Here is an 11,514-nt window from a genome sequence, read left to right on the forward strand (position 1 = left end):
AGTTCTCCTCATGATTGAACTGAGGGGATTGACCAAGGTTTACGGACCGACGAAAGCGGTGGACGATTTGTCGTTCACGGTCAAGCCGGGCATCGTGACGGGCTTTCTGGGCCCGAACGGTGCGGGCAAGTCGACGACGATGCGGATGATCCTGGGTTTGGATCAGCCGACGTCGGGTGCGGCGTTGATCGACGGCAAGCCGTACCGCGAGCTCAAGACGCCGTTGCGGACGGTGGGCGCGTTGCTGGATGCGAAGTGGGTGCACCCCAATCGCAGTGCGCGGGCGCATCTGCAGTGGATGGCTGCCTCGAACGGGATCCCGAAGTCCCGCGTCGACGAGGTGCTCGGGTTGGTCGGGTTGTCCGAGGTGGCGGGCAAGAAGGCCGGCGGGTTCTCGCTCGGTATGTCGCAGCGTCTCGGGTTGGCGGGAGCGTTGTTGGGTGATCCGAAGGTGTTGTTGTTCGACGAGCCGGTCAACGGTCTCGATCCGGAGGGCATCGTCTGGATTCGTAAGTTCATGCAGCGGTTGGCGGCGGAGGGCCGCACGGTGCTGGTGTCGAGTCACCTTCTGTCGGAGATGGCGTTGACGGCGGAGCAGTTGGTGGTGATCGGTCGGGGTCGGTTGATTTCGGATTCGACGGTGGCGGAGTTCGTGGATCGTTCGTCGGAGTCGACGGTGCGGGTGCGTAGTCCTCAGCTCGATGCGTTGCGCAGTGTGTTGCTCTCGCAGGGGCTGACGGTGCGTGAAGACGGTTCCGGTGTTGCGCCGGCATTGGTGGTGGTGGATTCGACCACTGATGTGATCGGTGGTTTGGCTGGTTCACAGGGAATCGTGTTGTACGAGTTGGCGTCTCAGCAGGGGTCGCTCGAGGATGCGTTCATGAAGTTGACCGGAGACGATGTCCAATACCACGCGTCCGGTATCGATCCGGGCGCTGGAGCCCACCAAGCAAATGCACACCAGGCAAACACACAGCAGGCTATGGGAGGTGCACTGTAATGGCTGTTCTCAGTGCTGAACGAATCAAGATCACCACGACCAAGTCGCCGCTGTGGTGCTCGGTCATCATCATCGTGCTCGCTCTCGGCTTCGCGGCCATCATGGGCGCCGTTGCCAAGTCGGCTCTGACGTCTTCGGACGTCCAGGGGGCACCCGACCTCGACACCGCCGTCGCCACGGCCGGCATCTCCGGTTTCGGAATCATGGTTCTCATGATCATGGCGGCCCTCGCGGTCACCAGTGAGTACCGCTTCGGGACCATCCGCACCACCTTCCAGGCAGTTCCGAACCGCGCCTCGGTGCTCATCGCCAAAGCCGGCCTCATCGGTGCCTTCGGGGCGGTGCTGACGTTTGTCCTCGCTTTCGGGTCCTACGCGGTGGCCAAGGCCATGGCCGGTTCCGAGGCCAGCACGGGTCTGACCCTGTCGACCGGCGATGACTGGCGTGCGATCTACGGCATCCCGGTTTACGCCTTCCTGTGTGTGATCCTCGCCGTCGGCGTCGGATCGATCATCCGTCAGTCGGCCGGCGCTATTGCGTTGCTCCTGCTCTGGCCGCTGCTCATCGAGAGCCTGTTCGGACTGTTCGGCAGTGTCGGCGAGAAGATCACTCCGTTCCTGCCGTTCGCGAATGCAAACCACTTCCTCAGCCCTGGCGGCGGAAGCCTTGATTTCCACTGGGGACCCTGGGGCAGCCTGATTTACTTCGCGGCCTTCGTTCTGGTGATTTTCGGAGCAAGTATCGTCATCGTGAATCGTCGCGACGCCTGATCTTGTCGCTCCCTCGGTAGGTGTTGTCGGGAGACCTACCGAGAACCAGGAGTGACAGCAGAGTAGGGACCCAGTACGAAAAACCATTCGTACTGGGTCCCTTTCCTGTGCTTCGGCCGATATCCTCCGAAGATGAGACTCTTCGGTGTGGTTGTGGTCGCAATGGCTGGAGCACTCGTGGTGAGTGGATGCTCGTCGGGAAGTGAAGCGGCCGTCCCGACAGACCCGGTCGCATTCTCCGAGACCGTCACGGTCGACGCCGTGACCGGGCATCTGGAGCAACTCGAGAAGATCGCCGCTAACAACGACGGCAATCGATCGGCCGGAACCCCCGGTTACGACGCCAGTGTCGACTACGTGGCAAACCTGCTCGAAGACAAGGGTTTCGACGTCAGCACCCCGGAATTCGATTTCAGCTCCTTCGATCCCGGGACCGAATCCCTGAAAGCCGCTGACGGCTCCGATGTTCCGGTGCGGGCGTTGACGTATTCGACGTCCACGGGACCGACCGGAATCACGGCGCGTCTGGTGGCGATTCCCGCCGACGAGACCCCCGGTTGCGAGGCCACCGACTACGACGGCCGCGACGTGAACGGTGCCATCGTGCTGGTCACCCGTGGAGTGTGCCCGTTCGGCGACAAGCAGAAGATCGCCGCAGAGCGCGGCGCGGCAGCGTTGCTGGTTGCGAACAACGAGGACGCAATGCTGGGCGGGGCTACCTTGGGTGAACCCGAAGACGCCCGCATCCCGACGGGCGGGGTGAGTAAGGCGTCGGGCGAGGCTCTTGCCGCAGCGCCCGGAGACCTCACGCTGATTCTCGACACGTCGACGGAAACGACGAAGTCGCGCAACGTGATTGCGCAGACCAAGACCGGCGCGACCGACAACGTGGTTGTCGTGGGCGCCCACCTCGACAGCGTGCCGGAAGGTCCCGGAATCAACGACAACGGAAGCGGTACCGCAGCCGTACTGGAAACCGCGTTGCAGATGGGCAGCTCACCGAGCATCGAAAATGCCGTGCGCTTCGCATTCTGGGGAGCGGAAGAAGTGGGATTGGTCGGCTCCACTCGCTACGTCGAGGGCCTGAGCGATCAGGAACGGGCCGACATCGCCCTGTACCTGAATTTCGACATGCTCGGTTCGCCCAACGCCGGATACCTGGCTTACGACGGCGACAACTCGGATGCCGTGGGGGAGGGGCCCGGGCCCGAGGGCTCGGCAGGCATTGAGCGCACTTTCGTCGATTTTCTCGCCGGGCGGGGGATTGCGGCGGACGGAACGGACTTCGACGGGCGCTCCGACTACGGCCCGTTCATCGAGATCGGGATCCCGGCGGGTGGAGTGTTCAGCGGCGCCGACGAGCGCAAGACGCCGGCACAGGCGGAGAAGTGGGGCGGAGAAGCGGAGGAGACCTTCGACCCGAATTACCACAGTGCCCAGGACAACCTCGCGAACATCGATCGCGAAGCGCTCGCTGCCAATGCTTCTGCAGTAGCCTTCGGAGTTGCGACGTATGCCCAGGACTTGAGCGGGCCCAACGGAGTGCCCGTCGGCGATGCCCGGACACAGGCCAGAACCGAATGATCGACTGACCGAATGATCGACTACTCGATTGCGCGAGCGACCAGGAGGCCACTGTGCGAGAACCGCGGCAGCACACTGTCTGTAACTCTGAGTTACGCTTGAGTTATGGCTGATCTGTCCCCGGAGAGCACCGACACGACAGGTGCTTCTTCCTCCTCGGTTCGAGGCGTCGTCGACGTCGTCTTGAACTCTGCGGCAGAACTGAACCGTCGGCAGCAGCTCATCGACGCGCTACGGCGGCTCAGGCGGGCATTACCCGGCGATCCGGGGTTCGGGGATCCGCTCTCGCTCGCCGGCCCAGGTGGTGCTCGCGCCGTGGCCCGCGTCGCTGACAGATTGCTCGATCAGAAGCCGGCAGCCACTCGCGAAGTGAGCCTCGGAGCACTGCAGGTATGGCAGGCAGCGCTGGAAAAGATGGGCCGCGGCCGCGGAGATCAAGAACTGACCATCGTCTTCACCGATCTGGTCGGCTTCTCCACGTGGTCGCTCGAAGCCGGTGACGGCGCCACGCTGACACTTCTGCGCGCGGTGGCGCAGGCCGTGGAAACCCCGATCACCGACAACGGCGGACACGTCGTCAAACGGATGGGCGACGGCCTGATGGCGGTGTTCATTCGCCCGGATGCGGCCTTGAAAGCGGTGTTCAACGCACAGGACGCGCTCGCGGGAGTCGATCTCGACGGATACACCCCACGCATGCGCGTCGGCCTCCACACGGGAACTCCGCGTCAGATCGGCGACGACTGGCTCGGTGTCGACGTAACCATTGCCGCCCGGATGATGGGCTTGGGCGGCGACGGCAACATCATGATGTCGGCGACCACCCTCGAGGAACTCGAAGCCGGCACCCTCGAGGATCTCGATCTCACGATCCGGCCGTGGCGGCGAGGGTTTTTCGCCACCACGCCCAACGGAGTTCCCGTCGATCTGGGAATCTGGCGCGTACGACGGAACTAGCTAAACCTCGAAGGCTAGACCTGGAGTCGCCAGAGAGGGGACACCGGACCGTGGCCGGCGCCCAGGTCGTACGACGCCTCGAGGCACTTGGTCACCCACTCCTTGCCGAATGCCACTGCATCCGGAACGGAATAGCCGTGTGCGAGTGCGCAAGTGATCGCAGCAGCCAGTGTGTCGCCACCGCCGTGATCGTTGCCGGTGTCGATCCGGGCACTGCTGAATTCGAGGAAACGGTCGCCGTCGAACAGCAGGTCGGTGGACAACTCCGACGTACGAAGGTGACCGCCCTTGACGATGGACCACTGAGCGCCGAGGGCATGCAGCGCTTCTGCCGCCTGGCGGGCGCTCTTGTCGTCGACGACCTCGATACCAGTGATCAAGCGGACCTCGTCGAGGTTCGGAGTGACCACAGTGGCGGCCGGAATCAAGGTGTTGCGGACCGCGTCGAGCGCTTCTTCGTGCAGCAGCGGATCGCCGTGCATCGATGCGCACACCGGGTCGACCACGAGCGGAATCGGTCGATCGCGCCCGATCCCCACCTCGGCGGCCACCGCGGCCACGGCTTCGATGATCGTCGTCGATGCCAGCATTCCCGTCTTCGCCGCGCCGACACCGATGTCCGAGACCACGACGCGTACCTGGTCGGCGACGATCTCGGGCGGAATCTCGTGGAAACCGCTGACGCCCACCGAATTCTGGACCGTCACAGCGGCGACGGCCACGCAGGCGTGCACTCCGCACATCGCCATCGTGCGGGAATCGGCTTGAATGCCGGCTCCGCCACCGGAGTCGGTTCCGGCGATGGTCAATGCCCGAATCGGGGTCTGTCCGGCGGGGGTCAGGGGCAGCAGCTTCACGACGACGAGCCTACCGATCGGACCTGGGGAAACGGCAGCTCGGTCCACCCCTTGCACGAACGACGGTACAAACGACCGCACGAACGGCCGCGCGAACTGCGATTGCCATCCGGTCGCTTCCGGTGCAAAAATTGGTCGAATCCGGGACAGCGTCGTCGGTAGCTGATTCTATGAGTGGCATGGATCACAGTTATGGAGAGCGTGCGAACGCAGCTGTCGCCGATCGCGCAGGTGCACATCGTGCCGTGGAGGTCGCCGCAATGAACGACATCGAAAACTCGAAAACCGGAACCTCACCGGAAGTGACGCTCGTGGACAATCCGTCGCACGATCGATTCGAACTGCTCTCCGGTGACGAGTTGGTCGGCATCCTCGGATACCGCGACGAGGACGAGATTTCGGGCAACGGAGCCGAAGCCGGCGACGTGGTCGCGTACATGCACACCGTGGTCAAGGAAGAGTACGGCGGGCAGGGGCTGGCAGCGGTACTCGTGCAGTTCGCGATGGACTGTGCCCGTGACCGTGAATGGTCGGTACGGCCCGTGTGCACCTACGTTCAGCGGTACCTCGGCGAGCATCCCGAGTATCTGGAACTGCTCGTCGAAGACTGACCGCCGGCAACTACGTACAGACGATCAGGCTCCGAGATCGACGCTTACCCGAGATTTACGATCACCGGAGCGTGATCGCTGGCGCCCTTGCCTTTTCGCTCGTTCCGATCGATCTCGGCCGCCTCGACGCGCGCTGCGAATGCCGGTGAACCGAGGATGAAGTCGATGCGCATGCCCTGCTTCTTCGGGAAGCGAAGCTGCGTGTAGTCCCAGTACGTGTACACACCGGGGCCGGGGGTGTACGGGCGGACTACGTCCGCGAACCCGGACTCGGTGAAGGCGGTGAACGCAGCTCGTTCCGGCTCCGACGTGTGGGTCTTGCCCTCGAAGAAAGCGGGATCCCACACGTCGTCGTCCGTGGGAGCGACGTTCCAGTCGCCGACCAGGGCGATTTGCGCGTCGGGATCCTGCTTGAGCCAGCCCTCCGCGTCGTCGCGCAGCTTGGCCAGCCAATCCAGCTTGTAGGCGTAATGCGGGTCTTCGAGCTCACGGCCGTTGGGGACGTACAGGCTCCACACCCGCACACCGCCGCAGGTCGCACCGATCGCACGTGCCTCGCGGACCGGATCGGCCTCCGGGTCCTTGTCGAAGCCGGGCTGATCCTCGAAGCCGATCTGCACGTCTTCCAGGCCGACGCGGGAAGCGATCGCGACACCGTTCCACTGGCTCAACCCGACGTGGGCGACCTCGTAGCCGATCTCCTTGAAACGCTCGTACGGAAACTGCTCGTCCTTGCACTTGGTTTCCTGCATTGCCAGGACGTCGACGTCGGATCGACCGAGCCAGTCGATGATCCGGTCGGTACGGGCACGGACGGAGTTGACGTTCCAAGTAGCGATGCGCACGAGGGCAAGCCTAGCGTCAGCCGCCGACAGGATCGGTGGCGTATCGGTAGCGGTGGTGTTCGACGAACCCGAGCCGCTCGTAGAGCGCGATCGCCGCGGAGTTCCCGGCCGAAACCTGAAGGTACGCGTGCGTCGCACCGTTCTCGCGACCCCAGGAGAGTAGATCCCCGCAGATCAGCGACCCGATTCCGTGACGACGGTGTTCAGGGGCGACGTGAATGCCGGTCAGCCCTACCCAGCGTCTGTGGTCGGGTGCCTCGGTGAGCGCAGCGCGCCCGATGGCAAGCGTGGTGTCTGTGTTTCCGATCGCGCCGAAAGTTGCAGTGCCCACGACAGCCGTGAGGACCGCCTCGACGTACGCCGGGTTGCCGTGGGCGTCGTGAATCGACAGCCAGATGTGGTCGGGGCGGTCGGCGAACGAGGTGACCGGAGGACCGAGCGGCAGCGTGACATTGCCCAGATCGGCGGCCATCACGATGGTTTCCTTCTCGCTGGTCCACCCGTCCGGAGCGGTGCCGAGTCGATCGGGGAGGAGCAGCAGGGTCGGCAGTCCGCGGTCACCGAACCACTGGCGTATCCGCTCGATTGTGCTCGCGTCGAAGCCGGCAACCGCCCCCGCACCGCCGAGCGGCAAAGCGGAATTGGCGCGGCCGGTGACACCGTGACCGGCGCGCAGCAACCAACCGTCGATCCACGCCTGCTCGACCCCCGGCCACGCCGCCGCAGCAGCCGTTTCGAGGTTTCGAATCTCGCCGATGCGAATCGGGCGGGCCGAGAGACTCTTGAGCGCGATCACCTGATCGGCGGAGACCTGGACCAGCCGACCGTCGCCGGCGCGGACGGCGATGGGATCGGCGCCCTCGAGGATGCCGATGACGTCGGTCATGGGATGCGAATAGCCGGGTGGGAGCTTGTATCGCAAAACCACCCGGCTACCGATCGAAATGTTGCCGTTCAGAGCAGAATTCTCAGTCTTCGTAATCGTCGTCGTCGTGACCGAACGGATCGTCGACGGTCCCCGGCGTCCACGTCAGACCGGGCTTGCCCCAACCGGAACGCTTGATGATCTTCTTGGCGGCGCGCGCGTTGCGGCCGATCAGCACGTCTGTGTAGAGGAAGCCGTCGAGATGGCCCGTCTCGTGTTGGAGCATCCGTGCGAAGAATCCGGTGCCCTCGACCTCGATCGGGTTGCCGTCGGCGTCGGTGCCGGTGACCTTCGCCCAATCGGCGCGGCCCGTCGGGAACTGCTCGCCGGGGACGGACAGGCAACCCTCGAAGTCTTCGTCCGGGTCGGGCATCGTCTGGGGGATTTCGGAGGTCTCGAGTACCGGATTGACGACGACACCGCGTCGACGCTCGCTGGTGCGGTCGTCACCGGGGCAGTCGTAGACGAAGACTCGGAGTGAAACACCGACCTGATTGGCCGCCAGACCGACGCCGTTGGCGGCGTCCATCGTCTCGTACATGTCTGCGATCAGTTCGGCGATCTCGGCCGGGGACTGAGTGACCGGCTCTGTCGCCTTGTGCAGTACCGGGTCGCCGACGATTCGGATGGGGAGGATAGCCATGCGGACAAGGATAGTGCGGCGCGCCCGCGTAGTTATCACGGCCCGCACACTCGATCATGGTTCAATGGTTGCTGAAGAACAGCGATGTAATTCGTTGCTCGGTCGGAACGTGGGCCGCGGGGGAAATTGTGAGTTACCTTCGGGCCAGGGGACCGGGAAACTCACGGCCGCGAGAATTCGGTCAGAAAAAGAACACCGGGCATACGAGTCTCGCTGACGCCGAGCACAGCAGTCGAGGAGTGACATGGACGGCGCAACCGCGCGTAGTCGGAACCAGTCCGAAGGCACTGGCGCCGACGATTCGGTAGTAGATACAGCAGGCATGCACGAGGTCGGCGACGACGGCCTCACCCGCCGGGAACACGACATCCTCTCCTTCGAGCGCCAGTGGTGGAAGTACGCCGGTGCGAAGGAAGAGGCCATCAAGGAGTTGTTCGACATGTCGGCAACCCGCTACTACCAGGTTCTCAATGCCTTGGTCGATCGCCCCGAATCCTTGGCGGCTGATCCCATGCTGGTCAAGCGCTTGCGTCGTCTGCGTGCCAGCCGTCAGAAGGCCAGGGCCGCCCGTCGCCTCGGCTTCGAGGTCACCTGAATCACGCGCACATATGAGCGGGCTGTCCACGTACTGGCGATAAGGTCGACATCGTGAGTACCCCGAAAGAGCAGCCGTCCGGACCTCCGCTTCGCGCAATCGCCATGGTGTTGATCGCTCTCGCGATCGTGTTCATCGGTCTCGGAGCAGCCTCGCTCGGTGGATCGGGCGACGGTGGATCGGGCGACGAGAACACTGCAGCAGAGCAGACCGAATCTTCGGCGCCTGCCACGACGAGTGCTCCCGCGGCGGCCCCTGCCACCTCCAAGCCGGCAGCGACGACGCAACCCGCTTCGGGCGATACCACCACCACGTCGCGACCTTCGGGAACTGCGACGACCACGACTTCCGGCTCCGCGAGCGGCACCGACACGTCGAATGTCAGCGTGCGAGTTCTCAACAACAGCACCGTCTCCGGTCTGGCAGCAGGCACTGCCGAGGAGTTGACGGCAGCAGGTTGGAACGTCGAGGAGACGGGTAACTACAGCGAGGGCACCGTCAGTACGACGACGGTGTACTACGGATCGTCCGCGGCGGAGAAGGCAGCGGCGCAGAAGATCGCAGCTGAACTCGGAGTCACCGCAGAACCTCGATTCGCCGGCATCGCGAACGCGTCACCTGGCGTGATCGTGATCGTGACCTCCAACTGACCGGTCGTGAAGGTGGAACTGACCCGTCGGTTCCAGCTACTACACGCGCCGTTATGATCAGAAGCACTTTCTCGCCACCTCAAAGGAGCGGTTCGATGGCCCCCAGCAGCACCCGGCGTATGTCCTGGCGCGTCGTTGCCCCTGTAGTCGCGATTGCCGCTTTCGGCTTGACCGCTTGCAGTAACAGCGAAGAGCCCAGCAGCGTCCCCGGCACGACTCCTCCGGTGTGGACCGGTGCAGCCGATCCCAGCGCGCACGAAAGCGCGGGCGGCCACGGTTCCGAGACGGCTCACGCCGGCGCGTCTGCCGAGACGGTCACCGCAACGCTGAACGGCACCGACGGCGCCAAGGTCGGAACGGTCACGTTCGCGCAGGAAGGTAGCGACGTCAAGGTCACCCTCGACGCCAAGGGCCTGACCCCCGGGTTCCACGGATTCCACGTCCACCAGGTTGCCAAGTGCGAGACCAATTCCGTAGCTCCCAGCGGTGGAGAGCCGGGTAACTTCCTCTCGGCAGGCGGACACTTCCAGGCCGAGGGCCACACGGGCCATCCGGCCAGCGGCGACCTCACTTCGGTTCAGGTCCTCGAAGACGGCACTGCCACGCTGGTCACCACGACAGACGCATTCACCGTCGACGAACTGATCGCGAACGGCGGAACTTCCGTCATGATCCATGCCGGTGCGGACAACTTCGGCAACATCCCGACGCGTTACGCGCCGGCACCGGATCAGCAGACCCTCGACACCGGTGACGCAGGCGGACGCGTTGCTTGCGGTGTCATCACCAAGAGCTGAACAACTCACCTGAGTTTTGCATCACTTCCGGCGACTACCACGCAGTAGCCAGCACGGTGTTTTTACCGACACTGTGATTGGATTCTCTGCGTGGTAGTTCCATTTCCAGGTTCGCCGCGCCCGACGCTGGGCGTGGAGTGGGAGATCGCGCTGGTCGATCGCAAGACCAGAGATCTCTCCAATACAGCAGCCGAGGTGTTTTCGGCGGTCGAAGAGCTTGCCGGCTCCGAGACCCCGCACATCACCAAGGAACTACTGCGAAATACCGTCGAACTCGTCACGGGTATTCACTCGACGGTCGGCGAGGCGATGAGTGATCTCGACAGGTCACTGGATCTGCTGCGTCGCGCGGCGAATCCGCTCGGCGTCGACCTCATCAGTGCGGGCACGCACCCGTTCGCGCAATGGTCGACGCAGTTGGTCACGCGGACGCCCGACTACGACGAACTCATCGAACGCACGCAGTGGTGGGGCCGGCAGATGCTGATCTGGGGCGTGCACGTTCACGTGGGTGTCTCGTCCGCGGACCGCGTGTTCCCCATCATCAACGCACTGCTGCAGCGCTATCCGCACCTGCTGGCACTGTCGGCTTCCTCGCCGATGTGGGCCGGTGTGGATACGGGATATGCGTCCAATCGCGCATTGATGTTCCAGCAGCTGCCCACCGCAGGCCTTCCGTACCAGTTCGAGAACTGGGCCGAATACGAGTCGTTCATCGACGACCAGATGAAGACCGGTGTGATCACCAAGATCGGTGGCATGCACTGGGACATCCGCCCCGCACCGAAGTGGGGAACCATCGAGGTCCGGGTGTTTGACGGCGTCTCGACGCGCGCAGAACTGGGTGCACTGGTTGCTCTGGTCCACTGCCTCATCGTCGACCTGGACCGCAGACTGAGCGCCGGTGAGACTCTGCCGAACATGCAGCCGTGGCACGTCAAGGAAAACAAGTGGCGCGCAGCGAGATACGGGCTGGACGCCGAGATCATCCTCGACTCCGACGCGAACGAGTGCCTCGTCACTGACGATCTGGATCGCCTGCTCGACGACCTGGCGCCGATTGCGGTCTCACTCGGGTGCGCGGACGAGCTGGCGTCGGTAGCGGACATTCCCCGTCGTGGCGCGTCCTACCAGCGTCAACGCCGTGTCGCGGAAGCGACGGGCGGCGATCTGGTGGCGGTCGTCGACGCCCTGGTCGCAGAGTTGGGCACCTAGCAGGCTCAACGCGCGAGGGGCTGTTTCGTGGGCTGGAAATTCGGGCATACCAACCGTTTGTCCAG

13 protein-coding genes are annotated in these 11,514 nt (G+C 63.9%); 9 read left to right on the top strand and 4 right to left on the bottom strand.

The window, feature by feature from the left end; all coding sequences use genetic code 11:
* Positions 1-10: 10 nt before the first annotated feature.
* From ACFQ6Y_RS23695 to ACFQ6Y_RS23710, 4 genes are all read left to right on the top strand, one after another.
* Entirely contained in the window at positions 11-1,000 is a 990-nt protein-coding gene (locus tag ACFQ6Y_RS23695; RefSeq protein WP_378537322.1) for an ABC transporter ATP-binding protein, read from the top strand.
* Complete coding sequence (locus ACFQ6Y_RS23700; protein ID WP_378548990.1) at positions 1,000-1,770, top strand: ABC transporter permease; 771 nt, start codon at positions 1,000-1,002, stop codon at positions 1,768-1,770. The genes ACFQ6Y_RS23695 and ACFQ6Y_RS23700 overlap by 1 nt, the downstream gene beginning before the upstream one ends.
* Positions 1,771-1,902: 132 nt before the next feature.
* On the top strand, positions 1,903-3,354 hold the full coding sequence (locus tag ACFQ6Y_RS23705; protein ID WP_378637860.1) for a M20/M25/M40 family metallo-hydrolase: 1,452 nt from the start codon (positions 1,903-1,905) through the stop codon (positions 3,352-3,354).
* A 105-nt stretch (positions 3,355-3,459) separates the two neighbouring features.
* Complete coding sequence (locus ACFQ6Y_RS23710) at positions 3,460-4,311, top strand: adenylate/guanylate cyclase domain-containing protein (protein ID WP_378637865.1); 852 nt, start codon at positions 3,460-3,462, stop codon at positions 4,309-4,311.
* A gap of 14 nt (positions 4,312-4,325) precedes the next feature.
* Here the strand turns inward: ACFQ6Y_RS23710 and thiD are convergent, their stop codons facing one another.
* The gene (thiD, locus tag ACFQ6Y_RS23715; RefSeq protein ID WP_003945044.1) at positions 4,326-5,168 is read right to left on the bottom strand and encodes a bifunctional hydroxymethylpyrimidine kinase/phosphomethylpyrimidine kinase; all 843 of its coding nucleotides are present in this window, start codon (positions 5,166-5,168) and stop codon (positions 4,326-4,328) included.
* Positions 5,169-5,347: 179 nt separating this feature from the next.
* Between thiD and ACFQ6Y_RS23720 the strand changes: the two genes are divergently transcribed.
* The gene (locus ACFQ6Y_RS23720; RefSeq protein ID WP_378548999.1) at positions 5,348-5,779 is read left to right on the top strand and encodes a GNAT family N-acetyltransferase; all 432 of its coding nucleotides are present in this window, start codon (positions 5,348-5,350) and stop codon (positions 5,777-5,779) included.
* A gap of 44 nt (positions 5,780-5,823) precedes the next feature.
* On the opposite strand, the gene ACFQ6Y_RS23725 is transcribed toward ACFQ6Y_RS23720, so the two are convergent.
* The 3 genes from ACFQ6Y_RS23725 to ACFQ6Y_RS23735 are packed head-to-tail and all read right to left on the bottom strand — an operon-like array spanning position 5,824 to position 8,192.
* Entirely contained in the window at positions 5,824-6,624 is an 801-nt protein-coding gene (locus ACFQ6Y_RS23725) for an exodeoxyribonuclease III (RefSeq protein ID WP_054186900.1), read from the bottom strand.
* A gap of 16 nt (positions 6,625-6,640) precedes the next feature.
* Positions 6,641-7,552 carry a GNAT family N-acetyltransferase gene (locus ACFQ6Y_RS23730; protein ID WP_378637870.1) on the bottom strand — a complete coding sequence of 304 codons (912 nt, stop codon included), beginning with the start codon at positions 7,550-7,552 and terminating at the stop codon, positions 6,641-6,643.
* Between the two features lie 40 nt (positions 7,553-7,592).
* On the bottom strand, positions 7,593-8,192 hold the full coding sequence (locus ACFQ6Y_RS23735; RefSeq protein ID WP_230816827.1) for a peptide deformylase: 600 nt from the start codon (positions 8,190-8,192) through the stop codon (positions 7,593-7,595).
* 244 nt (positions 8,193-8,436) lie between these two features.
* Between ACFQ6Y_RS23735 and ACFQ6Y_RS23740 the strand changes: the two genes are divergently transcribed.
* From ACFQ6Y_RS23740 to ACFQ6Y_RS23755, 4 genes are all read left to right on the top strand, one after another.
* Positions 8,437-8,787 (top strand): DUF3263 domain-containing protein, encoded by a 351-nt coding sequence (locus ACFQ6Y_RS23740; protein ID WP_378447035.1) that lies wholly within the window; start codon positions 8,437-8,439, stop codon positions 8,785-8,787.
* Positions 8,788-8,840: 53 nt separating this feature from the next.
* Positions 8,841-9,437 (top strand): LytR C-terminal domain-containing protein, encoded by a 597-nt coding sequence (locus ACFQ6Y_RS23745; protein ID WP_378637873.1) that lies wholly within the window; start codon positions 8,841-8,843, stop codon positions 9,435-9,437.
* 95 nt (positions 9,438-9,532) lie between these two features.
* Positions 9,533-10,234, top strand: coding sequence for a superoxide dismutase family protein (locus ACFQ6Y_RS23750; RefSeq protein ID WP_378537338.1), 702 nt, complete (start codon positions 9,533-9,535; stop codon positions 10,232-10,234).
* 90 nt (positions 10,235-10,324) lie between these two features.
* A complete protein-coding gene (locus tag ACFQ6Y_RS23755) occupies positions 10,325-11,449 on the top strand; it encodes a glutamate--cysteine ligase (RefSeq protein WP_003945034.1) in 1,125 nt (374 codons plus the stop codon).
* Positions 11,450-11,514: the final 65 nt, after the last annotated feature.

This window comes from Rhodococcus sp. NPDC056516 (genome assembly GCF_042794655.1).
Taxonomy (GTDB): domain Bacteria; phylum Actinomycetota; class Actinomycetes; order Mycobacteriales; family Mycobacteriaceae; genus Rhodococcus_F.